Here is a 24381-nt window from a genome sequence, read left to right as displayed (position 1 = left end):
AACTCACTCCTTTATCGTTTTAAAATTGCTGATCTTTTTTCACCAACTGAAATAAATGTGGACTTTACCCCCAAAAACTGTTCGATAAACTTTATATAACTTCTGGCCTCTTTAGGAAGCTGTTTGAAGCTACGAATATTATTTGTCGGAGACATCCATCCCTTAAATTCCCTATATATCGGTTTAGAACCAGATAATTCATAAGGAAACCTTTTGGAAACACTAGAATTATTTGAATACTTAACACAAACTTTTATCTTATCTAATCCGTCTAAAACATCAAGTTTCGTGAGAACCAATTCACTTATATTGTTAATCCGAACCGCTTGCCGCAACAACACTAAATCTAGCCAACCACAACGACGCGGCCTTCCAGTAGTTGCTCCAAACTCAACACCCTCTTTTCTAAAATAGTTTAAAAACTTTCCTTGCAGCTCAGTAGGAAAAGGCCCTTCACCAACTCTAGTAGTATAGGCTTTAGCAACACCAATGGTTTTATCTACGCGCACGAATCCAAGACCAGAGCCTAGAAGAGCATTCGGAGCAATCACCGATGAAGAAGTTACAAATGGATAAGTCCCGAAATCAATATCCAAAAAAGTACCTTGAGCCCCCTCAAATAAGAATCTTTTACTTTTTAAATTGTAAAAATAATCAGTTAAATCGCAAACATAAGGCTTTAAAACTTTGGCTAACTGCCGATACTCTTTATAAACATCGGAAACTGAAAAACCAGCTTTAGCGTAAACTTTTCGAAAAATAGTATTTTTCTCGACCAAATTGCTTTTTAACTTTTCAAGAAAAACTTTATCGTCAATAAAATCAATCATTCGGATGCCGCAACGAGCTATTTTATCGACATAACAGGGTCCAATTCCTCTTTTAGTCGTACCGATTTTCTGAAATCTAGCCTGCTCACGCAAAGCATCCATGATTCGATGATAAGGCATGATCATATGGCAAAAAGGCGATATTTTAAGGTTGCGACTAGATACAACTACTCCCGATTTCTTCAAAGAAGTAATTTCTTCAATCAAAACTTTTGGATCGACAACAACTCCATTACCGATAGCGCAAATTTTATCTTTATGTAAAATACCTGAAGGTATCAGGTGAAAAACAAACTTTTTTCCACCGATAACTACTGTGTGTCCGGCATTATTGCCACCCTGAAAGCGAACAATTACATCGCTATGGCGACAAAGATAATCAATTATCTTCCCCTTGCCTTCATCTCCCCACTGTAAACCGACCAAAACTGAATTCATTAGCTAACTCCTAGCAAATTTTAAACTTTGGCTAATCCTAAGCACAAAGTACCCCTTAAGGGTATTATCTTTTTAACACTCTTCATCTAACCCAATCAATTGCTAAACTATTATTTTTTCTTAGATTGTTTTGTCGGATTTATTACTTCATCTACGATGCCATATTTTTTTGATTCATCTGCGCTCATGAAATAATCCCGATCAGTATCTTGCTTAATCTTGTCTAATGATTTTCCAGTATGAAACGATAATATTTCATTAACTTTTGACCGAAGACGTAAAATCTCATCGGTTTGTCTTGAAATATCCTCAGCCGTTCCCTGAACTCCACCCCAAGGCTGATGAATCATAATCCGTGAATTAGGCAAAGTGTAACGTTTACCCTTTGCTCCAGCACAAAGGAGCAAAGCCCCCATCGAAGCTGCTTGGCCTACACAATAAGTCGCAACATCGCATTTAACAAACTGCATTGTATCGTAAATGGCCATGCCAGCAGTAATAACCCCTCCCGGAGTATTAATATATATTCCGATATCCTTATTGACATCTTCCATCTGTAAAAATAACATTTGAGCAATCACGACATTGGCTATGTTGTCATCGATTGGCGTACCGATAAAAATAATCCTGTCTTTGAGGAGGCGAGAATATATGTCATACGCACGCTCGACTCTTCCTGTCTGTTCAATCACCATTGGAACATACATTTGGTTTTTCATCCTTGCTTACCCCCTTCTTGTCTTATTCGTACTTAGCTTGACTTAAGATAAACCCAAATACGACCTCAATTAAATTAGCCTCAGTTTTGATATTCTCTTTTTTAGCTACCGCCTCTAAAACATAAGTTAATTTTATCTCCTCTTCAGCCATAGGTAATAATTTCTCTTTCAAATCATCTTTATATTTATCTATATCTTTTTCAGGAATCCCCTGACGCTGTAAATTATAAATTTCACGGTCAAGCAACTGCTTATGGTAATATTCGACTTCACTTTTAGGTATATCTATTTTTACCGCCTTTAAAAGATGGGTCCTTATTTGCTGCTCGACTTTTTGCTTACGCTCGCGTAATTTTTCAACAAATAGCTGGCCCTTTATAGCTTCACGCAAAAATGAACTATCCGGATAAGAAGCCCAACGTGACAACTCCTCATCATCAAGACTCTTTTGAATAACCTTTTTAACCCCGTCTTGCAAGTTAGTGATAACCTTCTCTATGTCCTGAGCCTTAATCTCAATTTTTTTATCCTTAATCTTTATTCCTTTATAATTAGCCTCAGTAACCTCGATTTCCGGTCTTGCCTCGAGTTCTGCCGAAAACGACAAAGCATCTTTGGTTAGCTCGACATCAGAAATCTCAGGATAGCCAGCTGGAGATATACTTTCCTGCTTTAAAGCTTGACCATAAAAAATCGGCAAGACTCTCTTTAATAACTCGTCCCTAAGAAGTGCTCCATGATGCTTTTCAATAATATCTATTGGCGCAGCTCCCGGCCTAAATCCCGGAACCTTGAGACTTTTTAGGTGTGGCTGATAAGCCTCTTTTTTTTCCTTTAAAAATTCCTCGCCGCTAACTTTAATTTCAAGCTTTCGTTTCAGCTTATCAATTTTTTTTACTTCTACTTTCATTATTCACCCCGTTATTTTACATGCGAAAATCTTTACCTAAATAAACTTTGCGAGTCTCATCGTGATTGATTAGATCATCGGAACTACCGGAAATTAGAATCTTCCCTTCGGAAATTAAGTATGCCCGATCAGTAATAGAAAGAGTCTCTCTCACATTATGATCAGTAATAAGAATACCAATACCTTTATTTTTAAGCTCAGAAATTATCTCTTTGGCTTCGCCAACAACAATCGGATCAATGCCCGAAAAAGGTTCATCCAAAAGAAGAAATGAAGGATTAGTTACTAAAGCCCTAGTAATCTCAAGCCGCCGCATCTCGCCACCACTCAAAGTATAAGCCTTACTTTTACGTAAATGGGCTATGTTTAATTCTTTCAATAAATCTTCTAGCCGCCTGCGACGCTCTGCCCTTAAAAGTGGTAAGGTTTCTAAAACCGCCATAATATTATCTTCTACGCTGAGCTTACGAAATACCGAAGGATCTTGTGAAAGATAACCGATCCCGAATTTTGCCCGAGTATGGATAGCAAATGAAGTTATCTCACGATTATCAAATAGAATATGCCCTTTATCCGGAGCGATTATCCCAACAACCATATAAAAAGTCGTAGTCTTTCCAGCTCCGTTTGGTCCGAGCAAGCCAACGATCTCGCCTCTCTTAACTGAAAGCGAAACTTCGCGCACTACGGTCTTAGGTCCGTAAGACTTTGTTAAACCGCTAACCTCAAGTAACCTCATAGTCCGCCTAAGCTACTGTTTCCTTCTTCAATGTAATAAATTAATCTCGGTCTTCCCTCTAAAACAAGTTTATCTTCCGGACCAAAATAAGTTGCTTGCTCAGCATAAGTTTCGCTACCGTCACGAAAAATCTTTACATTACCTTCAGAAACTATTTTAATTATTGCCTTTGTCTCAGTATTAAAAAATAAAGTACACTTATCCGAATAAACCTTACCTTGAACATGAGTAACCACCACGTCATCATGAAAAATTGCTTTTCCCTCACTATATTCAATCTCTAATGGTCCAGTACAATTAGCAGTGATCGGGATTTTAGTCTCCTGATCAGGAAAACTAACTTCAACGTCTTTTTTAAAATCAGCGCTTTGCATCTCGGTATCAGCGCTCATCCCCTGTGCAGTTATCTGCATTTCATCTCTGGTCGCTTTTACCCAATCTTGAGTATGAATAAGGTTTTTACTATTTTGCCAATCTAAAGAATCAGTAATTATCCTTGCTCCTTCTTTATTGGTAATGTTTACGTTGTTTTCTAGATGAACGTCCATATTTTCCTTATTCAAGCGGGCGCTATCTGAAGTTATTTGAATCGTATCGTCCTCAAGGTAATAATGAGCATTCATTTTCTCAATATCAACATACTCATCATAAACCATCGCCTCAACCCCACGTACTTCCCAATCATGAGTACCATCCTCTTTAAAGTTAGAAAGATAGAAATCATTAATTTTTTGCTGCGAATAGGCTTGTGTATTCACAGCTATAGAAATAAAAATAATTGCAATAAAAATGCTTTTCATAAACAGCCTACTATATCAAATTACCTCATAAAGTCAACCGCAAAAACTAAAACTTACCTCGGATTTTCTAAAATTCTATAGATTTTTTTCTCTAATTTTTGATATTTAATAATTAGATCAACTACTTCTCTAACCGCACCCTCACCACCATTTTTTGCAGTGACGTAGCTGGCGGCTTTTCTTACTATTGGCGGCGCATCGTTAACGGCAATACCTAAGCCTACCCTGTTAATCATTCCTAAATCGATTAAATCATCGCCAATAAAACAAATTTCTTTTTCGCTTACCTTATATTTTCTTTTAATTCCACCAAGTGTTTTCTCTTTAGGCATGATTCCGCCTATTACTTCAGCCACCCTCATATCTTTAGCACGCCTTTTAAGCATTTTTGAATTTCGAGCTGAAAGAAAAATTGTCTTAATCCCTAATTTTCGTAAAAGAAAAACGCCTAAGCCATCTTTAACGTTAAAAATCTTAAGTTCTCTGTCCTCATTATCATAGATAATCTCACCTTTAGTCAAAACTCCGTCTACGTCAAGAATTAACAGTTTAATATTTTTAAATAACTTGTTGACTATTTCCTTTTTCGCCATATATAATTTAATCCTTAAATAATTCCGGCGGCGATTAAATCCTGGATATCAAGCATGCCTACCGGCCGATATTTAGCATCAACAACCGGAACTTCATCAATCTTCTTTTTCTCTAGTATTCGCAAAGCCTGGGAGGCTAAATCCGTATCTTTCACCACTGTCGGATCCTTAGTCATGACTAAAGCTACCCGTTTCCTTAGCAGTTGTGGATAACGCTCTAAATTACGCCTTAAGTCCCCATCGGTAAAAATGCCAACCAAACGACCAGTCTTGTCTACTATCGAAGCTGCTCCAGCATGGAGAGTGGTTATTTTTAAAAGTACGTCTTTAACTAAAGCATCTTCAGAAACTACCGGGTTATATTTTCGAGTACGCATTGCATCTTTGACACTCAAAAGTAATTTCCTGCCCAAAGATCCCCGTGGGTGGAAAAGAGCAAAATCTTTCTGTTTGAATCCCTTCATCTTTTGTAAAACTACCGAGAGAGCATCGCAAACCGCAAGCATTGCCGTAGTAGAAGTCGTCGGGGCTAAACCTAAAGGGCAGGCCTCCTTGTCCACTTTAACGCTGATAACACTATCCGAATAACGAGCTAAGCTAGATGAAACTCTTCCGGTAATTGCAATTGTTTTTGCGCCAATTTTCTTTATGAAAGGAACTAGATGTTTTATCTCGTCGGTCTCTCCACTATAAGATAACACTACCACTACATCGTTATCTTTTATTCGGCCTAAATCTCCGTGAACTGCCTCAGCAGCATGAAGCCAAAACGATGATGACCCAGTTGAAGAAAGAGTAGCTGAAAATTTTTGGCCGATTATACCGGCTTTGCCCATTCCAGTAACTACGATCCTGCCGCGACAACCATAAAGAATGGCTACCGCATCGAGAAATTTCTGATTTAAGCTCTTCTTAAGTTTGTCAATGCCGGCTATCTCGGTCGATAGCACTTCATCGGCCCAATCTAATATTTCCTTACTTTTAAAACGTTTCATCTTGCTACCTTTCCTTCACTACCGCTCTCAAGCCCATAGCCTTTTTTATTAACCCACTCAGATTCTTTAAAGAATAAGAAGTGTATTTATCCGACAAGGCTTCTTCAGGGTCCGGGTGAACTTCCAAAAACAGACCATCCACTCCACAAGCAACCGAAGCCAGACTCATCGGTTGAACAAATTCCCGATCCCCGCCAGAAATTCCACCACGGGCCGATGGTCGCTGCAAAGAATGTGTTGCGTCGAAAATTACCGGATAACCAAACTTCTTCATAATTAAAAATGATCTAAAATCAACTACTAAATTATTGTAGCCGAAACAACTTCCTCTTTCGGTAATAATAATATTTTTGTTACCGGTAGATTCTATCTTTTTTAAAATATGTTTAACATCGGTTGGCGAAATAAACTGACCTTTTTTAATATTGACGGTTTTTTTAGTTTTAGCCGCCTCAATAACTATATCCGTCTGCCGACACAAAAAGGCTGGTATTTGAATAATATCCAAAACATCTTTTACCTGCCCAACTTGTTCAGGAGTGTGCACATCGCTAAGAATTGGTAAGCCAAGCTTCTTTTTAACCTCTTCCAATATTTTTATGCCTTTTGCTAAGCCCGGCCCCCTAAAAGAACCCAAGGAAGTACGATTTGCCTTATCAAAGGAAGCCTTAAAAATAAATTCAACCGGGTAGTCCTTTAAACTTTCCTTTAAATAGCTCGCAATCTCTAAAGTTGAACTTTTACTTTCGATTACACAAGGACCAGCGATAACTACAAATTTCTTGTTTAGTTTCATTCGGATTTCTCCCAAATAACCATCTACCCCTACTTTCCCTCAATTAGGATACGTTCAACCTGTTGTAAATCCTCTTCAGTATCAACTCCCCAAGAGTTAAACTTAGTCTCAATAACCTTTATCCTGTATCCAGACTCTAGAACTCTAAGTTGCTCTAGCTTCTCAGCCTTCTCTAAGGCTGAAGGTTCAAGATTCTTAAAAGTATAAAGAAAGTCTTTCGTGTAAGCATAAATACCTAAATGCTTATAATAATTCCTATCTGTGCTCTGACCACGATAATAAGGAATTGCAAAACGTGAAAAGTATATTGCCCAGCCATCCTTATCGCAAACAACCTTGACTGCGTTTGGGTTATTTATTTCCTGATCTTGATCTATTCTTGTCTTTGCCGTGGTCATTGAGATATCCGGATTAGCTAACATCTCTTGAACCAAATTATCAATTATCGAAGGGTGAATCAACGGCTCATCAGCCTGGATATTCACAACTATTTTTACATCCAAATCAGAAACTGCCTCAGCAATTCGGTCGGTACCTGAAGGTTGAGCCGGAGAAGTTAAGACAACTTGAGCGCCAAAACTCTCGGCGCAATTTTTAAGTTCAGAATGATCGCAAGCAATAATAAGCTCATCAAGCTGATGTGCTTCTTTGGCTGCCTCCCAGGTCCACTGGATAAGAGGCTTACCTTTTAAATTACGCAACAGCTTATGAGATAACCTAGTTGACTCATAGCGAGCTGGTATAACTCCAATTACTTTAGTTGCTATATCCATCTATTTTTTCAAAAAGCTCTTTTTTACTCGTTGTAGCTGCACCAAGCTTTCCAACTACAATTCCGGCAGCGAAATTAGAAATTATGGCTGCCTCCTTATAGGTAGCGCCGCAGCTTAAAGCAAGAGTGAAAACGGCAATCACTGTATCACCGGCCCCAGTGACATCAAAAACCTCATGAGCCTGAGTTGGTATATGGTGTGGGGTTGACCCAGTAAACAACATCATCCCATCTTCGCCAAGAGTCAACAGTAATGCCTTAGGGTTTAATTTCTTCATAATAATCTCACCTAAAAACTCTATATCCTTTTTCTTGCGTATCTTAGTATTAACTGCTGCCTGAGCTTCATTAAGGTTAGGGGTAAGTGCAGTCACATTTTCATAATAATCAAAATGCTCTTCCTTGGGATCAACGGTAATTATCTTTTTTTTCTTCTTGCAAAGTTTCACCAGCTCTTCAACCAAATTAGGATTTATAACACCCTTACCATAATCTTCAATAATGACTCCATCATAATCATCAATATTACTTTTAATTTTGCTTAAAATTGCCTGATTAATTCTAGAAGAAAGAAATTCTACCGACTCCCAATCTACCCTAACTACCTGCTGATGATGAGCCATTATTCGCGTCTTTAAGGTGGTGGGCCGCTTACTATCCTTAACAATAAGATCAGTACCAATCATTCTACTTTTAATATGCGAAAATAGGGTCTTGCCAAAGTGATCCTTTCCGATTACCCCAGAAAGGCTCACTCCCGAATCAAAAGCCCTTAAGTTAAGGCCGACATTGGCTGCGCCACCACAGGTAAAGCTCTCCTGCCGGGCCCAGACTACCGGAACTGGAGCTTCCGGAGAAATACGGTCGACCTTGCCAAAAATATGGTGATCGAGGATAAGATCCCCTACTACCAAAATATTCTTTTTGGCAAAACGCGAAACAATGCTTTTTAGCTTTTTCTTATCTACTTTCATAAAAATAGCTTAATTGACTGATTTCAAGCCAAATAATTATACCATTGGATTGAAAAAAATCTACTACAAAAAGACCAGTTAAATATTATATATAATGGCAACGGTTTTGAGCTTATTTCTTCAAATTTAAAGAAAAGCCGAAGAAACTCTATCGGCAAACAAAAAACCCTTATCAGTCAAAAATATTGTTTTTGACTTACCCCTGCCACCCCGATAAGCCACCAAACCTTCTGTATTGAGCTCCGCCAAAACCTTAGCTTCTAGGGCAAAAAAGTCAAAACCAGTTTTTTGCTTAAACCAATCAGACTCTATACCCGTCCTGGTTCTTATCTTTATGGCTGCTGTTTCCTTTGCTCGAAACTCAGGGTTAAGTTCTTCGCTAGTAGCCACTATCTGCTTGGCCGATTCAAAACCATCAACGTAAGAGCAAAGATCCGAAATATACTGCTTACGACAGCCATTGTGATAGGCGACTGCCGAGGGTCCAAAAGCTTGATAAGGGCCATTATCCCAATAGTTAAGGTTATGTCGACACTCATAACCGGCTTTTGAAAAATTAGACACCTCATAACGCAAAAATCCTTGCTCGGCTAGATAGTTAACACTGTCGCTATACATCTCGGCGATAATATGATCATTTAACGGTTTTATCTGATGACTTTTTAATTTTCTAAAAAGGTCGGTATTTTTCTCATAGGTTAAGCCATAAAGTGAAATGTGATCCACCGAAAGTTTTACTGCCCTTGCCAACTCCTTCTGCCAACCCTCTAAGCTCTCGTTCCAGACTCCAAAAATCAAATCAATACTTATATTACGAAAACCTCTAGCCCTAGCTTGTTCGACTTTTTTAACTGCCTCAGTTGCCGAATGAATTCTACCTAATTTCTTAAGCTTTCGATCATCTAGGGATTGTAAGCCAATACTTATTCGATTAACTCCCATTTCAAGAAATAAATCAAGCTTAGCGCTATCTAAACTTTCAGGATTTGCTTCTAAGCTGAACTCCTGACAATTTTTAGACACCTTTCTTAAACTAATTAAAAGTTTCTGCCATAACCGGAGATCTAAAACGCTCGGAGTACCTCCGCCAATATAAATAGTCTTAAAATCAGCACTAGCATTTTCAATTTGCTGACACAATACACCAATATATTTCTGAGCCAGTTCAGACTCATAAGTAATACTGTAAAAATCACAGTAGAAACATTTATTCTTGCAAAAAGGAATGTGGATATAGAGTGATTCAGGCATTTTGTGTTATAATTATACAGCAATGAAAAAATTAGTCTATATCATTCAGGCTCCGCCATTTTGGTTAAAAAACCCTCCACTTTCACTGATCTATTTAAGAAACTATTTAGAAAAAAAAGGTATTGCTACCGGAATAATTGATTTAAATATCAACCTGTTTACACGAACCAATCAAACAGTAGCAAATTGGCTAACTCTGAATAAAGAATTTGAAAAGAACCTTTTTGCCTTAACTGAAAAACACTATCCGGAAATACTAGAAGATGTGTATAGCAAAATAAAAAGTGCTGACTTTGTTGGTTTTTCACTCACCAAACGAAATAGCCATTTCTCATTCTCGTTGGCTGAAAAAATAAAAAGTAATTTCCCTAATAAAAAAATAATCTTTGGCGGACCGGAAGTTTTATCTTTAGAAAGAAAAGGTAAATTAGACCCCCGATACTACTGGGTTATCGGCGAAGGCGAAATGGCCTTTGAAAATATAATTACTGACGGAAAAAATAAAATATTACGCTATCAAGAATTAGCTGATCTTGATCATCTGCCATTTTACGATTTCGCAGGTCTTGATGCCTCTAACTATTCTAAAACCTTACCACTGTTTTCCTTGCGCGGTTGCCCCCACCAATGTAGCTTTTGCTCGGAGCGTTTACTTTACAAAAAAGTACGTCAGCATTCAGTGAAATATATGCTTCGTCAAATCAAGCTACTTAAAGCTAAATACCAAACTAATTCCTTTGTATTTTTAGACTCATTAATAAACTACCGAAAAACTTGGTTAAAAAATTTCTGTCAAAGTTTAATAAATGATAACTTTCAAATAAACTGGGAAGCCCAAATTAGGGTTGACAAAAAAATTCCCCTAGAATTGGCTAAATTAATGAAGTCTAGCGGTTGTTACAATCTTTTTGTTGGCCTTGAAAGTGGCTCAGATAAAATGTTGAAAAAAATGAACAAGGGTTTTGATTCAGCGAATGCCCTGAGCTTTTTCGAAACTCTTAATAAAGCCGGATTACATTTTGAAATCAGCCTTATTTTTGGCTACCCCGGAGAAAATGAGCAAGACTTTCAAGAAACCCTCAGCTTTATTAAAAAACATAAAAAACTAATTCCAAAAATTGCTCAAGCCAACCCCTTCTCTGATTATCTTAACGCTTATCCTGTTCAGGGAGAATCTCTAAAACAAGCAAAACAAAGAGTAGAAAAATTCTTAGCCCTCGTTAAGAAAGAAAAAATACGTTATACCAAAAGCTTCATTAATAACCTTATCTACTAACTAATGAAAATAATAACCGTCAACACCCAAAAGGTCCTATCACCAACCCAGATAGCTCTCGCTGATTATACAATTAACCCCTATAAAGGTTGCGAATTTGGATGCCTCTACTGCTACGCTCAGGAAAACAAAAACATAGCTAAGGAATCATTTTTTAACTCTTTAACCGTAAAAATTAATGCCCCCCAGATACTTGAAAACGAGCTGGCTTATAAGAAACCAAAAAGAGTACTTCTTGGATCAACCACTGAATGTTTCCCCTATCAGGAATTAAATTACAAAGTAACCGAGAAAATTCTGAAAATTCTCAACCAAAACCGCATCGCCTACACCATTCTTACTAAATCTCATCTAATCGCTGGTTACTTATCCTTAATTACTCAAAATTCAAAAAATAAGATATTTTTTACCTTAAACTTTTCAACTGACGAGATAACTAAACTATTTGAAAAAAAATCCCCCTCGCTTAATCAGCGACTTTCAGCAATTAAACAAATTATAAAGGCCGATGTACATTTACGAATTCATCTCGGGCCTTTCATACCTTATATCTCAAACCTTAAAGAAATTTTAAAATTAATACCAAAAGAAATTAAAGAAATCGATGTTGAGTTGTACCATAATAAACAAGGTAATTTCAGCAAAATAACAGAAATAATTAAAGAAAATATAAGCAGTGAATTAGCAAAAAAAATAGAGCAAGTATATAAAAATGAAAAGAGTTATAAAGCTTACGCTGATAAGCTACTGTCTGAAATAAAACAAGCAGTTAAGCAATACCCTTTTAGCTTCTACTATATTGCTCCTGACTTTAATCAGTTCTACGGCAAAAAGATTAACTACGAAAACCCTTTATTCGGTAATTTGGAATGAATTAACAATTGATTCTAGTAACTTCTGATAACCTGCAAATTCCTTTACTGGGGCTTCAAGCAATAAATTAATTAAATCAAAATCTTTTTTAATAAAATAAGTAATGATCCGAGAGTCTTTACTTTGAAATTCAATTTTTAAGGACGGATAGGTTGAAACCATAGTATCAACGGCAGAAAAAATTACACAACCCTGCTCTTTTAAACTAGTAAGATAAATGTTTTTCTGTTCATCCCAGTTTGGAACATAATGCACGCTTTTAGCTCCTTTGCCCCACTCTGAATCTGGTGAAGCTGTCCGAAAAAAATAATTTTCTAAATAATAAATCCCAACTCCGGTTTTATATTGATCCTCTACCTTAAGCACCGGTTCACGACTGATGAATAGCCCCGACATTAAGCCAGAAGTCTCTTCTCGAACATACCACTTAGCCGGATATTTAATTATAAACGGAAAATCGACCAGCTTCTCTTCAAACGATACTAAGTCTAGGTTGCTCCCTTTTGGCTCCTGAACCATAAAGGTAAGCTTACCCTCAGAGCAAAAAGCCGTGCTATTTGCAACAAAAATTATTAATAAACCAAGGATTCTGTAAAATTTCATTTTATTGGTTTGGTTTAGGTTTTCTCCTGCTATATATAAGCTGTTGCAAGCCATTAGAAAAAATGCTCTTTATAGAATAAATTTTATCAGATATGTTTACTAGAGTGCGGTCTCTCAACTTATGGATCTCACCTCCATCGAGCCAGATACCACTACATTCAGGGCAAGCATCCACAGATACTCCTTTAGGATATCTTTCCTTTACTAGCTCAATGTCGCTTGTGCATCTAGGACATTTACTAATCTTTTTATCAAGCTCATCATGCATTTTTTTAGCTTCTTGGCCGTCAAGAATATCACGATCTACATCAATTTTGTTAAAATCTGTTGAATCAGCGACAAGAACCTTTTCAAGTTCACCCCGATCAAACCATACTCCTTCGCAAACCCAACAAATATCTACTTTTACATTCTCTACGTTCTTCTCTTCTAATTTACCAAGGCATTTAGGACAATTTATCATTTACTACCTCCATTTTATTATTTTAAATAATTACCCTTTTTCTAATTTAAATAGCATAAAACCTAACAAAAAAATTGCCACAATAACCGCAATAAGAAAAACTAGCCCCAACGGGTTACCAATATTTGGGGTTGCTTTCTCTAGCCCCAGGCCCATCCATCGTATCTGCTTAGGTACTAAAACTCGGCTGTCTTTTTTGCTGTAGTATACAGAAATCCAGCTTGGACCGTGCCAATTTTTTTGATTTTCCCATTCAGCTTTGTTGATTTCGCCTTGATTCATATATACTCTCTTTGCTTAAGCTGGGTAAAAAGCTTGCTTTTTACCCTACGCTAATTATAATAACAGAAAATACTATGGAACAAAAACCTTTTTTTAGTATAATTATCCCTACCTACGACCGAAAAGATTTCCTCAAGATTGCTCTAGGTTCCGTCCTAAAACAAACATTCTCTGACTACGAAGCAATTGTGGTTGATGACGGCTCAACTGACAATACCAAAGAAATAGTAAAAGCTTTAAAAAACAAAAAACTCAACTATTTCTATCAAAAAAATAAAGGTCCGGCTGCCGCCCGAAACAAAGGCATAAAAAAAGCAAACGGCAAATTTATTTGTTTTCTTGACTCAGATGACCGTTTTTGTCGCGAAAAGCTAGAGATTACTCACCAATATATAAAACAATACCCTAACTACAAGGTATTTCATACTGAAGAAATATGGTATCGTAACGGCCGGTTACTTTCGGAAAAAAAATATCATAAAAAACCAGCTGGTCATGTCTTTACGCAGGCTTTAAAACTATGCTGCATAAGTCCTTCAACAACAGTAATCAAAAGAAGTGTCTTTAGCAAAATAGGTCTTTTCGACAGCAACCTCCCGGTTTGTGAAGATTATGACTTATTTCTGAGGCTTACTTCAAAATATCCGGTATTTCTCATACCAAAACATTTAACCATAAAAGAAGGCGGTCACTCTGACCAACAATCAAAAAAATACCCTTCAATAGACACCTTTAGAATTTATGCCCTTGAAAAAATACTTAAAAATGGTAAGTTGAGTAACACTGACTATTTGGCAACCTATCGAGAATTAAAACAAAAATGCACAATTTACATCAAGGGGGCTATAAAAAGAAATAAACTAAAAGAAGCAAATGAATATCGAAGACTTATTGCTAAATATAAAAAAAACCTTTAACTTCCAAGTAAATCAGAACCAACTAAGGATAATCAGTCGGTTAATTTTTGAAATTAGCCGACGTGAAAATATCCCGGAAACCGAAATAATAAGAATACTTAAAGCTCACCCTGAAATTAATAATATTTCTGGACGCGATAAGTTTTTTGGCTTAAAAAAAGTTCTTACTGAGTGGCGGTTTCCGCTTAGTTCAAAAAAGCAAAAAATTGAAGCTAATAGCTTATTCCTGAACAAATTAGGCCAACCGATTGATGCTAACTGGAAACCGAAAAGTAAATTTAAACCCCTAAAAATATTAGTCGAAAAAGAAGTAAGAAATAGCTTTCTGGTTGATAACTTTAGAAAAAAATTTCCCAAGGTAGCTATTGAAGAAATCAAACAAACCAGTGACTATTTAAAAAATCACAAATTCACCGTATCAGAGCTAAAAAAACCTTTCGTTTTCATCGTCAAAGAAAAGTGGGACTTTTTAAAACCTTGTCCCTGCACAAAAAACCACCTCGGTTGCGGTTATTGGATATTTAATCTTGGCTTTGGCTGCCCCTTTGACTGCTCTTATTGCTTCTTACAACATTATACTAACTTTCCGGGAATAACTTTGCCGGGTAATTTAGATGATTTTTTTGAAAAATTTGATAGCTTTTACAAAAAACTTAAAAATCCAATCAGAATTGGGACCGGAGAATTTTGTGACTCACTCGCCCTAGATGAAATTACCGAGTATTCAAAAAAACTAATTCCCTATTTCAAAAATAAAAACGTCCTCTTTGAATTAAAAACTAAAAGCGCATCTATTAAAAATCTTCTTAAACTAGAATCTTCACCAAACATCATTATCTCCTGGTCACTTAATCCCTCTGACTTAATCGTCTCTGAAGAAATTGCTACTGCCAGTTTAGTTCAGCGCTTAGCCGCTGTCGAAAAAGTTAAACAAGCTGGTTACGGACTTGCTTTTCACTTTGATCCAATAATCCACTATCCTAGCTGGGAAAAAAGCTACCAATCACTGATTAAGGCTCTCTATACCCAGTTAAAGCCACCCTTTGCCTGGATAAGTTTAGGGACCTTACGTTCAAATCGTCAACTGAAAACAATATCTGAACTTCGTTTTCCTAAAAGTAATGTTTTTTATGGCGAGCTATTTGTCGGCGATGATAAAAAATTGCGCTATCCTAAATTTCTACGAACTGAAATTTATCAAAAAATGGCTGGTTGGATAAGAAATTACGACCAAAAAACCCCGCTTTATCTCTGTATGGAAAGTAAGGATATTTGGAAATCTTTAGGCGAGTTCGACTCTAGTAAAAAAGTAGAAAAATATCTCCTAGGGCTATAAGATTTAATAAACCGTATTTATCTTTGTCTTGGGATAATAATGATGCAAAATTTCCTGATAGTTATAACCCTGATCAGCCATACCAATTGCACCTTCCTGACAAAGACCGGTTCCGTGACCAAAGCCAGCCCCCCAAATAATAAACATTTCAGAAAGTTTATTGGCCGATGACTTAATTTCAACCATAAAAGCGCTGCTTCTCAGTTTATCCAAATAATCTCTTATCGCCAAGCCCCCGCTTAAACTCTTTTTTTTCTTTGTGCTGATCAGCTCAACCTTTTTATGATGAGAACATTCTCCGATTTCATGCGAAAAGAAATTTTTTACCTCTTTTAATTCAAAACCAAAAGCAATTAGAAAATCTTCCGAATCATAAATTCTTTGCCAGCGGTAGCCGCTAGAATTTTTAGAACAAAAAGTTTCTGGTGATTCGATAAACCACCTTTCTCGTTCATAAGCAAATCTCGGAAGATTAGCTTGATTAAAATCAATTTTATTAACTAGGTATTCTTCCTTGCCGAAAACATCACTAGCCAGGCAGCCACCGCAGTTAGAGTGATAAAAAGTCTCAATTGGCTTATCATTAAATTCAAGAATCTGTCCTCTAGTTTCCTCAACTGCTGAAGTTGTTGGTAGGGTCTCCGCACTCATCCCCTGATATACCTGACAATGCACATCAGCGCAAAAATCAAAACCATCGTGTCGGTGACGACCACGATTTCTAAACACAAGAGTTCTTGCAGCAACTGCCTGAGCTTTTAAAGCTTCCTTACCAGAAGCATACGGTATTTCAGCTGACAAGACGCCATAAAGATACTCCTCGATGCTCAAACGGTTAACTAGGGTCAGGGTCCCTTTTTTAACTAAAACCTCTATAGCCCCCCGATAGGCCCGATCAACTGTCTTATGCCAGAAATTTCCCTTACCATAGGTGATATCAAACAAATAAAAAGGATATACTTTATTAATACTATCGAAATAAAAAATACTTAGTGAATCACTAAATACTGCATATTCCTTTTTATCCTGATAACCTTGCAAAATTAACTTTTTATCCCGAAGAGTAACAGTATAGATAACATTAGCCTGACCGGAAAATGTAGCCCCCTTGCCACTAATAACAAAATTACCTCTCGAAGAGAAGGAAAACTGTTTTAGCTCCTTAGCTAAACCGATCGCGATATCAAAAGTTCCATCTTTCGGAACATAACTAGGAGATTCGACCCTCTTTCTCTGTTTATCCTTTAGATTCTTCTTAGCAATAAAAAAATCTTTGCCTAGGGCCTGCTTTGACTGATCAAATAGCTTAGCCACCGACCCTGACTCAGGATAAAACTTTATTGCTTTGGATAAATATTTATAAGCCTCATCATGCTTAGCCTTCTTCAATAAACATTCACCAAGATAATAATAGCTAAGCCTAATGCTGGAATCAGCTTTTATTAAGCGTTTAAAATAGCTAATCGCTTCTCGATAGCGTTGTTGCTTTCGATAAATTTTGGCTAAACGAAATAAAGCAATACTATTATCTCTGCTCTTTAATGAAGCCAAATAACTACTAATTGCCTTATTAATTTGACCTAAGTCTTCATAGATTAGCCCCAAATAAATAAAATCATCCCAGTTTTTATTTTTAAGCTCAGCGAAGATATCTAAAGCTTTCTGAGAATTACCTAAAAGGTAGTTAAACCTAGCGAGATAAGCAACAAAACGCCGATCATTTCGAAACTGGCTCTCAGCCTTAGATAAAACTTCAAGTGCACGTTCATTCTCACCGGAAGCTTTAAAAAGAATTGCCGTATTAAGATAGTACTCCAGGTCAAGCTTTGTGTCCAAAAAAATTAAAGCCTCATCGGCAGATTCTAGACTACTATCTTCAGCAATAGCATAAAAAGTATTTGCCGAAAAAATTAAAAATAGACAGCAAAAAAATACAATTAAAGGTTTCATCTAATTATTAGGGGCTGATTATTTACGGACACGACCGAGGACGGGAATCTTCCACTTTTTTGCTAATGATAAAAAGCGCGGCTTCTCAAGGATTATAACCTTTTCCTTCTCTAGAACTAAAGCTTCGGCTTTAATGCGTTTTAGAAGTTTAAGAGTAGAAATTCCCACCACTGGAACATCAAAACGTAAATCTTGATTCGCTTTTGAAAATTTCAATACTACACAGCCGGATCCGGCCAAACGGTGAGCTCGCTTAATAGTTCTGTCAGTCCCTTCCAATGACTCAAGACCGACAACGCTGCCCTTCTTAACAACAACTGTCTGACCAACATCAAGCTCAACAAAACGGGATATAACCTCTAAGCCAAAATCAATATCTTTGGTTATGCTGGTTTTAAGCCCTAAATCGTTCATTACTCTATTTTCAGCCAGGTCCTCTCCCAAATAGGCCGTAGAATCAAGAAAAGAAACTCCCCCAGCCTCGAGGCTATTGACTATCGTTTTAAATATTGTGTGCGGGCGAAAATCTTCAACTTTACCGACTAGGCTTTTAAGCTCAGCATCCCAAGTCTTACTGCGAAAAATATGTAGGGGGTTGATCTGGCCAGCCATAATGCATTGCTTTAGGCCTTCGAATTGAAGAATTTTTTTAAGCTCACTAAGTTTTCCGACATCTAGCCAATAAGTTTTATCGACATAACGCTTGATTGTCGAATCAGTTTCCCCTTTAAAGCAAATAGCAATTACTTGCAGCTGACTATTATTTTGCTTAATTCTCTGGGCGAGAAGTAAAGGTAAGAGACGATTTCCAGCAATAATTCCTATTTTCATTTACTCATTCCTCTCCTAGAGGAAGAAATAAAGTTAATAAGGTATTCTAATTCTTTTTGTTGCGGTAGGCTTTCGCTAATTAAGACTTTTGCTCTATCAAAAGTGTGATTCTCAAAAAAGAGAATTTTAAATGCTTTTTTTAAATTGGCTATGACTGTTGAATCTAATTTAGCCCGACGTAACCCTATCAAATTTACCCCACGAACAGAAGCCGGATGCCCGTCACTAGTTGAATAGGGTGCAATATCTTGGACAACCTTTGAGCAACCGCCAACTATCGATAAATCACCAAGACGACAGAATTGATGCACAGCAACCAGCCCTCCAATGACAACCTTATTTCCAATTGTCACATGTCCGGCCAAAGTGGCAGCATTTGCAAAAACATTATCACTGCCAACTAAACAATCATGAGCTATGTGAGAATAGGCCATGATAAGATTGTTATCCCCAACAACGGTCTTAGAGCCTTCCTCAGTTCCAGGATTAATCGTTACGAATTCCCTAATACAGTTATTGCTGCCGATTATCAGAAAACTCTTTTGACCATTATACTTTAAATCCTGAGGAACGTTGCCAATTACCGCATAAGGAAAAATATGACAACCCTCGCCAATCTCAGTGTATCCGAGAATTTGGGCAAAAGAATCAATAATAGCATTGGCGCCAAGCTTTACATTTTCACCGATTACCGCAAAGGGACCGATTGTAACATTATCAGCTAACTGGGCACCAGGGCTCACCAAAGCTCTAGGGTCAATTTTACTAGTCATAGGGTGATTATTATATCAGAAATTAAAGGTAGGGCAAAGAAAACTCTTTAACAGTCAAGATTATGACTCAACAAGCGCAAACATAAGGTCAGCCTCAGCAACAACTTTATTGTCAACAAAAGCCTTCGTGCTTACTGCTCCGGTTTTGCTACGTACCTTACCAACCACGACTTCAATGCGTAGTTGATCTCCAGGAACCACTGTTTTTCGAAATTTTATATTATTTGCCGCCATAAAGTAAGCTAATTTACCGCTATGCTCCTCACAAGCAAGCATGAGTACGCCGCCCACTTGGGCCATTGCCTCAACTATCAAAACACCGGGCATAACTGGCCGGCTGGGAAAATGACCTTGGAAAAAGTACTCATTCATAGTAACGCTTTTGATCCCAACGGCTCGCTTCCCTTTATCTAAATAGGTTATTCGATCAATCAAAAGAAAAGGGTAACGATGAGGAAGTATTTTCATAATCTCTTCGGCATTTAGCTCGGTCTCCTTGGGAATATAGGCTGTTTGAGAGGCAACGCCAGCACTTTTTGCTCTTTCGCGATAGCGACGTAGCTTCTCCAACAATTTTATATTCAATGAATGTCCACCACGGATTGCAATTATATGACCTTGTATCGGTCCAGCTAAATATAGATCTCCGATTAAATCTAAAATTTTATGTTTAGCAAATTCATCAGAAACTCTTAACTTATTATCAACAATACCCTTTTCAGAAACTACCAAGGTATTTTTATAATTAGCACCTTTTCCTAAACCCATGTCAAGTAAAGACTTAACTTCATTCTCTAAACAGAAAGTTCGCGCCTCGTAAAGATTATTATTTAAACTTCCATTAATCACAACATCAACATAGCCAGAACCAATAAGCGGGCTATCGTAATTGAGCACATAAGAAATACGAGACGTATGGTAAGGTAAAATTACTACACTGGCTGAGCCCTCCTCCACCCAAAGCGGCTCCTTTATAATTAACCTATCACGAGCTACTGACTCTTCAATGCAGCCCACTTTCTGTATCTGCTCAACAAAATCCTTAGCGCTCCCATCTAAACCAGGAACTTCTTCACCCCAAATATTTATTTGAAGATTATCAATACCAAGAAGATGCAACGCGGCCATCAAATGTTCAACCGTATGGACACATACCTTGCCTGATCCAATCGAAGTCCGACGAGGAAACTTTTCCGGATTTAAAACCGAGTAAGGACTTACCTTAATCAAAGTCGGAGAATCAATATCCTGCCTTAAGAAAGTTATCCCCGAATCTACTGCCGCCGGCAGCATCTCTAATTTAGTTTTTACACCGGTATGCAGACCAACTCCCTCAAAAACTATTTTTTTACTAATTGTTCTCTGATTATCCATTTTTTATTTATCCAATTTTTTCTCTAGCCCTTTTATTTTATCCTCTAGTTCTTTTATCTTTTTATACATATCCGGAAGACGCTGGAGACAGGCATTTACTCGCTTAGCTTCTCGATGCGGCTTTGCCGGATACCCAGAAACTTTTGTTTCAGCCGGAATACTCTTTGTAACTCCGGCCTGAGCAGCAACTATTGCCTTATCGCCAATACAGATATGACCAACGATACCGGCCTGACCAGCCAAAATAACCCCTTTACCTAAAACCGTACTCCCGGAAACACCGGCTTGAGCTACAATAATACAGTTTTCGCCAGTAACTACATTATGAGCAATTTGAACAAGGTTGTCTATCTTAGTGCCTTTGCCAATGATTGTCTTATCAAACCTTGCTCGATCAATAGTAACATTTGCGCCAATCTCAACATCATCATCTATTAATACTGTTCCAATTTGAGGAATTTTCTCCTGAACCCCCTTGACCATAGCAAAACCAAAACCATCACTGCCAATAACTGCTCCCGAATGAATAATTACTCGATCTCCTATCTCTACCCTATCCCTTATTGATACGTGTGGATAAATGAGGCAATTTTTACCAATTTTCGTATTGCTACCCAAATAACAACCACTATAGATAATTGTCCCTTCGGCTATCGAAACACCCTTCTCAACTACCGTATAAGCCCCAATAGCAACACCCTTAGCAATCTGCGCCTCTTTAGATATAATTACGGTTGGATGAATATCTTTAGGATGTTCAACACCGTCAGGGGCAATCAATCCGACAACTGCAGTAAAAGCTATTGAAGGATTGTCAGTTTTAATAACTGGCTTTTTCGTTTCCAGAGGTTCGCGTGAAGTAATAACCGCTGAGGCACAGGTCGCCTGCATCAAAGAAGAATACTTAGAATTAGCTAAAAAGGTTATATCCCCTTCCTTAGCTTCCTTAATGCCTGAAATACCAGTAATGAGAGTATCCGGCGAGCCGACTAGCTCTCCGTTGACTAGACGGGCAATTTCCCCAAGAGTGAATCTCATTTACTTTTCTTATGTTGCTTATTGGCAATTTTTAAGATGTCTGAGGTTACATCCATAACCTTATCACCATAAAGAACAGCATTTTCATTAACAATTAAGTTAAAGCTACCTTTTTTTGCGTAATCATCAATAATTTTATTGATATCTTCAATTATTTCCTTCATCTTCTCATCTCTTGCCTTTTTAATATCAATAAAACCTGTACGCTCTAATTCACGGTACTCTTCAACAACTTTAGCTATTTTTTCCTGTTCCTTAGCCTTTTCTTCTTCTTTAATCACGCTAAGTTTCTTTTGCATTTTTTCTAAAATGTTTTTCTTTTCTTCAAGTTGTTTTTCTATATCCTTCTTCCTTGCTTCCAAGGTTTTGTCATATTCCTTGGTCTTCTGGTATTCATTAAAAACCTTAAAAATATCAACATAACCAATTTTTAAATCTTCTGAAAAAGATGTAAAAGCAAGGCTAGTCATAACCCCAAGAGCAATCAAAAAAACTAAAAACTTCTTCATTTTGTCCCCCTTTTTAAAATGTCAACAGCTACTAAATTAGCTTCCTTTTATCAAACTAAAGGCTTTCAAAAGCCACGACTTACACTAAAATGAAATCTTCCTTCTTTCTCCTCTTCTCCCGGCTCAAGGTCAAGCGGCCAGCCATAATCAACACTTACCGGACCAATCGGAGTTTTGACTCTTAAGCCCAAACCAACACTTGATTTTAAATTTCCGCTCATAAAATGACTATTTTTCTGCCAAACATTACCAGTATCAAAAAAAGTGGCAACTTTAAGAAAATTAATTAAAGGGTAAGTATACTCTAGGTTTCCTACAAATAAAGCCTCTCCACCAATTGGATCTTCACTTTTCTCGTCTATCGGTCCGACCTTTCGTTCACGATATCCTCTAATTGAAGAAGATCCGCCGGTAAAAAACCGCTCATAGATAGGGACCTTATCAGTATCTGAGAAAGGATTGCTAAGGCCAGCCTGCATGCGCACCTCAAATACTGATTTTTTTATGCTCGGAATGTAAAAACTAACTCTTCCGAGATACTTTACAAAGTCGCGATCTCCGGCAACCGGGCCGCCAAAAAGCTGCAAACTATTTGACCAAAATAAACCTTTTGTCGGCGAAAATACATTATCTCGACTGTCAAAGTTAAGATGTGTTTCAATACTACTTAAATCGGTAATTCCAGTCTCTTCTCTAAGGTCTTCACTAGCCTCATCAATAACATTAGTTATCTCAACCCTTTCAAGTCTATAAGCTACACCGCCGTTCCATTGATCGTTAAACTTTCGTCCCAAACGCAAAGCTCCACCGCGCACATCTTCTTCATAAGCATAACCAACATTATCGTCGCGATCGTGTCCTTTTTTATACCCATCAAAACCAAAAGAAACCGGTTTATCAAATATCCAAGGATTAGTAAAACTTAACTGATATTTATTAGATAATGTCCCCATGCTTAGCTGCAAAGTTAAATCTTGACCGGCACCGGTAAAAGTAGACCAATTCCGATAATCAAAGTTACGCTGCTTAAGCTCGACAAAGCCAACAAACTGTTCTATTGACGAATAGCCGCCACCAAAACTAAAATACCCAGTCTTAGCCTCTTTAACGTCAACTACTAAATCAACTTTATCGTTTTCGGAACCAGGTTCGGTACCAAATCTTAGCTCTTCAAAAAATCCTAAATTCTCTAAACGCTCCTTACTTTTTCTTACTTTTTTGCCGTCAAACCTATCACCAGGATAGGCCCGAATCTCTCGGCGAATAACTTTGTCTTTAGTCTTTACATTACCTCTGATTTCGACGTCTTCAATATAGGCAATTTCGTTCTCAGAAATAGCATAGGAAATATCAACCTTTTCAGTTTGAGAATTAAAAATACTTTCAGGCTCAACCTGAGAAAAAATATAGCCTCTATCTACATAAAGTTCCCTAATTCTTGAGGCGTCATAATAAACCGCCTGCTCGCTAAAAATGCTGTCAGTTTTTAGAACCACTTTTTTATAAATGTCTTCGGAGGTAATCTCATTATTTCCTTCTATTTTGATTTGACCGACATGATAACGCTTGCCTTCCTCAATCACTACATTAAGATAAACCCCTTTACGCTTATAGCTTGTGTTTATTTTGACTACGACATCAGTAAAACCCTGTAAGCGATAAAAATCAGATATCCGATTAGAATCATCTTCCAAAACATCTTCCTTAAAAATACCCCTATTGAATAGCCAAGCTTTTCGGGTTTTCATAATTCTAGTAATCTTCCTGGCTGAAAAAGAAGAATTGCCAATTACTGCCACATGTCTTACCTTAAGGATTCCCTTTTCATTTATACGAAAAATTACCTGAATCTCATTTTTAACTTTAGAAATTTCTGATTCGTGCATAACCTCTGCCTGAGAAAAACCCTTAATATCGTAAAGACCTTTTATTTTCCTCTCAGCCTCTTTTAAAGAGTACTCATCAACAAACGAACCTTCATTTATATCAAGAGCAGCCAAAATTTTGTCTTTCCTGATGAAACGAGCACCCTCAATAGAAATTTTCTTCAAGACCGGCTTTTCTTTAACCTTAAAAGTTATGACCACCCCTTCAGAAGAATCCTCTTTCTTAGCCTCAACGGTCTCAAAAAAACCGGTTGCGTAAAGGTTTTTAACATCTTCGTTGATAATATTTTCGTTGTAAACTTGGCGGGCACGAATCTTAATCTTAGAAATAATCGTAGCATCACTCACAATTTCATTACCCTGAATATCAATGCGGGCAGTTTGATCTTGTGAATAGCTAAACAAATTAAAACCTAAAAAAAATAAACTTAGAATCGCTATCTTTTTCATTAT

25 protein-coding genes are annotated in these 24381 nt (G+C 37.3%); 4 read left to right on the top strand and 21 right to left on the bottom strand.

Annotated features, from left to right (window positions below):
- Window positions 1-11: 11 nt before the first annotated feature.
- From K9L86_07440 to hemW, 11 genes are all read right to left on the bottom strand, one after another.
- Window positions 12-1268 (bottom strand): adenylosuccinate synthase, encoded by a 1257-nt coding sequence (locus K9L86_07440; GenBank protein MCF7908683.1) that lies wholly within the window; start codon window positions 1266-1268, stop codon window positions 12-14.
- 110 nt (window positions 1269-1378) lie between these two features.
- A complete protein-coding gene (clpP, locus tag K9L86_07435) occupies window positions 1379-1975 on the bottom strand; it encodes an ATP-dependent Clp endopeptidase proteolytic subunit ClpP (protein ID MCF7908682.1) in 597 nt (198 codons plus the stop codon).
- Window positions 1976-2009: 34 nt separating this feature from the next.
- Window positions 2010-2897, bottom strand: a complete 888-nt coding sequence (locus K9L86_07430) for a hypothetical protein (GenBank protein ID MCF7908681.1) — start codon at window positions 2895-2897, stop codon at window positions 2010-2012.
- Between the two features lie 16 nt (window positions 2898-2913).
- Window positions 2914-3636, bottom strand: coding sequence for an LPS export ABC transporter ATP-binding protein (gene lptB, locus K9L86_07425; GenBank protein ID MCF7908680.1), 723 nt, complete (start codon window positions 3634-3636; stop codon window positions 2914-2916).
- Complete coding sequence (lptC, locus tag K9L86_07420) at window positions 3633-4436, bottom strand: LPS export ABC transporter periplasmic protein LptC (protein ID MCF7908679.1); 804 nt, start codon at window positions 4434-4436, stop codon at window positions 3633-3635. Before lptC ends, lptB begins: the two co-directional genes overlap by 4 nt.
- A 53-nt stretch (window positions 4437-4489) precedes the next feature.
- A complete protein-coding gene (locus K9L86_07415) occupies window positions 4490-5029 on the bottom strand; it encodes an HAD-IIIA family hydrolase (protein ID MCF7908678.1) in 540 nt (179 codons plus the stop codon).
- Window positions 5030-5043: 14 nt separating this feature from the next.
- Window positions 5044-6024 (bottom strand): KpsF/GutQ family sugar-phosphate isomerase, encoded by a 981-nt coding sequence (locus K9L86_07410; GenBank protein ID MCF7908677.1) that lies wholly within the window; start codon window positions 6022-6024, stop codon window positions 5044-5046.
- 4 nt (window positions 6025-6028) lie between these two features.
- Entirely contained in the window at window positions 6029-6820 is a 792-nt protein-coding gene (gene kdsA, locus K9L86_07405; protein MCF7908676.1) for a 3-deoxy-8-phosphooctulonate synthase, read from the bottom strand.
- A gap of 29 nt (window positions 6821-6849) precedes the next feature.
- Entirely contained in the window at window positions 6850-7593 is a 744-nt protein-coding gene (kdsB, locus tag K9L86_07400; GenBank protein ID MCF7908675.1) for a 3-deoxy-manno-octulosonate cytidylyltransferase, read from the bottom strand.
- Complete coding sequence (gene rfaE1, locus K9L86_07395; GenBank protein ID MCF7908674.1) at window positions 7577-8566, bottom strand: D-glycero-beta-D-manno-heptose-7-phosphate kinase; 990 nt, start codon at window positions 8564-8566, stop codon at window positions 7577-7579. The genes kdsB and rfaE1 overlap by 17 nt, the downstream gene beginning before the upstream one ends.
- A 126-nt stretch (window positions 8567-8692) precedes the next feature.
- Window positions 8693-9817 carry a radical SAM family heme chaperone HemW gene (hemW, locus tag K9L86_07390; protein ID MCF7908673.1) on the bottom strand — a complete coding sequence of 375 codons (1125 nt, stop codon included), beginning with the start codon at window positions 9815-9817 and terminating at the stop codon, window positions 8693-8695.
- A 22-nt stretch (window positions 9818-9839) separates the two neighbouring features.
- Here hemW and K9L86_07385 point away from each other — a divergent pair, with 22 nt between their 5' ends.
- The gene (locus K9L86_07385; GenBank protein MCF7908672.1) at window positions 9840-11093 is read left to right on the top strand and encodes a B12-binding domain-containing radical SAM protein; all 1254 of its coding nucleotides are present in this window, start codon (window positions 9840-9842) and stop codon (window positions 11091-11093) included.
- Window positions 11094-11096: 3 nt separating this feature from the next.
- A complete protein-coding gene (locus K9L86_07380) occupies window positions 11097-11966 on the top strand; it encodes a DUF5131 family protein (GenBank protein MCF7908671.1) in 870 nt (289 codons plus the stop codon).
- Here K9L86_07380 and K9L86_07375 read toward each other — a convergent pair.
- The 3 genes from K9L86_07375 to K9L86_07365 are packed head-to-tail and all read right to left on the bottom strand — an operon-like array spanning window position 11946 to window position 13314.
- A complete protein-coding gene (locus K9L86_07375) occupies window positions 11946-12569 on the bottom strand; it encodes a hypothetical protein (protein MCF7908670.1) in 624 nt (207 codons plus the stop codon). The genes K9L86_07380 and K9L86_07375 overlap by 21 nt on opposite strands.
- Before the next feature lies 1 nt (window position 12570).
- Entirely contained in the window at window positions 12571-13032 is a 462-nt protein-coding gene (locus K9L86_07370) for a zf-TFIIB domain-containing protein (protein ID MCF7908669.1), read from the bottom strand.
- Between the two features lie 30 nt (window positions 13033-13062).
- Window positions 13063-13314 (bottom strand): hypothetical protein, encoded by a 252-nt coding sequence (locus tag K9L86_07365; GenBank protein ID MCF7908668.1) that lies wholly within the window; start codon window positions 13312-13314, stop codon window positions 13063-13065.
- Between the two features lie 74 nt (window positions 13315-13388).
- On the opposite strand from K9L86_07365, the gene K9L86_07360 reads away from it, so the two are divergent.
- The gene (locus tag K9L86_07360) at window positions 13389-14231 is read left to right on the top strand and encodes a glycosyltransferase (protein MCF7908667.1); all 843 of its coding nucleotides are present in this window, start codon (window positions 13389-13391) and stop codon (window positions 14229-14231) included.
- The gene (locus K9L86_07355) at window positions 14188-15567 is read left to right on the top strand and encodes a radical SAM protein (GenBank protein MCF7908666.1); all 1380 of its coding nucleotides are present in this window, start codon (window positions 14188-14190) and stop codon (window positions 15565-15567) included. The genes K9L86_07360 and K9L86_07355 overlap by 44 nt, the downstream gene beginning before the upstream one ends.
- A gap of 3 nt (window positions 15568-15570) precedes the next feature.
- Here the strand turns inward: K9L86_07355 and K9L86_07350 are convergent, their stop codons facing one another.
- The 7 genes from K9L86_07350 to bamA all read right to left on the bottom strand — a co-directional run bounded on the left by K9L86_07350 (window position 15571) and on the right by bamA (window position 24378).
- Entirely contained in the window at window positions 15571-17517 is a 1947-nt protein-coding gene (locus tag K9L86_07350) for a SpoIID/LytB domain-containing protein (protein ID MCF7908665.1), read from the bottom strand.
- A gap of 18 nt (window positions 17518-17535) precedes the next feature.
- Window positions 17536-18348 (bottom strand): UDP-2,3-diacylglucosamine diphosphatase LpxI, encoded by an 813-nt coding sequence (gene lpxI / locus K9L86_07345; GenBank protein ID MCF7908664.1) that lies wholly within the window; start codon window positions 18346-18348, stop codon window positions 17536-17538.
- A complete protein-coding gene (gene lpxA / locus K9L86_07340) occupies window positions 18345-19121 on the bottom strand; it encodes an acyl-ACP--UDP-N-acetylglucosamine O-acyltransferase (GenBank protein MCF7908663.1) in 777 nt (258 codons plus the stop codon). The genes lpxI and lpxA overlap by 4 nt, the downstream gene beginning before the upstream one ends.
- Before the next feature lie 60 nt (window positions 19122-19181).
- Window positions 19182-20495: a UDP-3-O-acyl-N-acetylglucosamine deacetylase gene (gene lpxC / locus K9L86_07335; GenBank protein ID MCF7908662.1), complete on the bottom strand. Its 1314-nt coding sequence runs from the start codon at window positions 20493-20495 to the stop codon at window positions 19182-19184.
- A 3-nt stretch (window positions 20496-20498) separates the two neighbouring features.
- A complete protein-coding gene (gene lpxD / locus K9L86_07330; protein ID MCF7908661.1) occupies window positions 20499-21533 on the bottom strand; it encodes a UDP-3-O-(3-hydroxymyristoyl)glucosamine N-acyltransferase in 1035 nt (344 codons plus the stop codon).
- A complete protein-coding gene (locus K9L86_07325; GenBank protein ID MCF7908660.1) occupies window positions 21530-22042 on the bottom strand; it encodes an OmpH family outer membrane protein in 513 nt (170 codons plus the stop codon). Before K9L86_07325 ends, lpxD begins: the two co-directional genes overlap by 4 nt.
- Window positions 22043-22107: 65 nt before the next feature.
- The gene (gene bamA / locus K9L86_07320; GenBank protein ID MCF7908659.1) at window positions 22108-24378 is read right to left on the bottom strand and encodes an outer membrane protein assembly factor BamA; all 2271 of its coding nucleotides are present in this window, start codon (window positions 24376-24378) and stop codon (window positions 22108-22110) included.
- Window positions 24379-24381 lie beyond the last annotated feature (3 nt).

The sequence above is a fragment of the Candidatus Omnitrophota bacterium genome, from assembly GCA_021735655.1.
Lineage (GTDB): Bacteria > Omnitrophota > Gorgyraeia > Duberdicusellales > 4484-171 > JAHKAJ01.
The sequence above is the reverse complement of the archived record's forward strand: the minus strand, read 5'-3'. Positions and strand labels throughout refer to the sequence as shown.

Excerpts from the sequence above, each read along its gene's own strand:
- bamA (MCF7908659.1), bottom strand. The coding sequence starts at position 24,378 with ATGAAAAAGATAGCGATTCTAAGTTTATTTTTTTTAGGTTTTAATTTG.
- K9L86_07440 (MCF7908683.1), bottom strand. The coding sequence starts at position 1,268 with ATGAATTCAGTTTTGGTCGGTTTACAGTGGGGAGATGAAGGCAAGGGG.
- rfaE1 (MCF7908674.1), bottom strand. The coding sequence starts at position 8,566 with ATGAAAGTAGATAAGAAAAAGCTAAAAAGCATTGTTTCGCGTTTTGCC.
- K9L86_07355 (MCF7908666.1), top strand. The coding sequence starts at position 14,188 with ATGAATATCGAAGACTTATTGCTAAATATAAAAAAAACCTTTAACTTC.
- K9L86_07350 (MCF7908665.1), bottom strand. The coding sequence starts at position 17,517 with ATGAAACCTTTAATTGTATTTTTTTGCTGTCTATTTTTAATTTTTTCG.
- K9L86_07385 (MCF7908672.1), top strand. The coding sequence starts at position 9,840 with ATGAAAAAATTAGTCTATATCATTCAGGCTCCGCCATTTTGGTTAAAA.
- K9L86_07415 (MCF7908678.1), bottom strand. The coding sequence starts at position 5,029 with ATGGCGAAAAAGGAAATAGTCAACAAGTTATTTAAAAATATTAAACTG.
- lptB (MCF7908680.1), bottom strand. The coding sequence starts at position 3,636 with ATGAGGTTACTTGAGGTTAGCGGTTTAACAAAGTCTTACGGACCTAAG.
- kdsB (MCF7908675.1), bottom strand. The coding sequence starts at position 7,593 with ATGGATATAGCAACTAAAGTAATTGGAGTTATACCAGCTCGCTATGAG.
- K9L86_07365 (MCF7908668.1), bottom strand. The coding sequence starts at position 13,314 with ATGAATCAAGGCGAAATCAACAAAGCTGAATGGGAAAATCAAAAAAAT.
- lpxI (MCF7908664.1), bottom strand. The coding sequence starts at position 18,348 with ATGAAAATAGGAATTATTGCTGGAAATCGTCTCTTACCTTTACTTCTC.
- lptC (MCF7908679.1), bottom strand. The coding sequence starts at position 4,436 with ATGAAAAGCATTTTTATTGCAATTATTTTTATTTCTATAGCTGTGAAT.
- lpxD (MCF7908661.1), bottom strand. The coding sequence starts at position 21,533 with ATGAGATTCACTCTTGGGGAAATTGCCCGTCTAGTCAACGGAGAGCTA.
- lpxC (MCF7908662.1), bottom strand. The coding sequence starts at position 20,495 with ATGGATAATCAGAGAACAATTAGTAAAAAAATAGTTTTTGAGGGAGTT.
- K9L86_07325 (MCF7908660.1), bottom strand. The coding sequence starts at position 22,042 with ATGAAGAAGTTTTTAGTTTTTTTGATTGCTCTTGGGGTTATGACTAGC.
- K9L86_07410 (MCF7908677.1), bottom strand. The coding sequence starts at position 6,024 with ATGAAACGTTTTAAAAGTAAGGAAATATTAGATTGGGCCGATGAAGTG.
- kdsA (MCF7908676.1), bottom strand. The coding sequence starts at position 6,820 with ATGAAACTAAACAAGAAATTTGTAGTTATCGCTGGTCCTTGTGTAATC.
- K9L86_07430 (MCF7908681.1), bottom strand. The coding sequence starts at position 2,897 with ATGAAAGTAGAAGTAAAAAAAATTGATAAGCTGAAACGAAAGCTTGAA.
- K9L86_07375 (MCF7908670.1), bottom strand. The coding sequence starts at position 12,569 with ATGAAATTTTACAGAATCCTTGGTTTATTAATAATTTTTGTTGCAAAT.
- K9L86_07380 (MCF7908671.1), top strand. The coding sequence starts at position 11,097 with ATGAAAATAATAACCGTCAACACCCAAAAGGTCCTATCACCAACCCAG.
- K9L86_07370 (MCF7908669.1), bottom strand. The coding sequence starts at position 13,032 with ATGATAAATTGTCCTAAATGCCTTGGTAAATTAGAAGAGAAGAACGTA.
- K9L86_07360 (MCF7908667.1), top strand. The coding sequence starts at position 13,389 with ATGGAACAAAAACCTTTTTTTAGTATAATTATCCCTACCTACGACCGA.
- lpxA (MCF7908663.1), bottom strand. The coding sequence starts at position 19,121 with ATGACTAGTAAAATTGACCCTAGAGCTTTGGTGAGCCCTGGTGCCCAG.
- clpP (MCF7908682.1), bottom strand. The coding sequence starts at position 1,975 with ATGTATGTTCCAATGGTGATTGAACAGACAGGAAGAGTCGAGCGTGCG.
- hemW (MCF7908673.1), bottom strand. The coding sequence starts at position 9,817 with ATGCCTGAATCACTCTATATCCACATTCCTTTTTGCAAGAATAAATGT.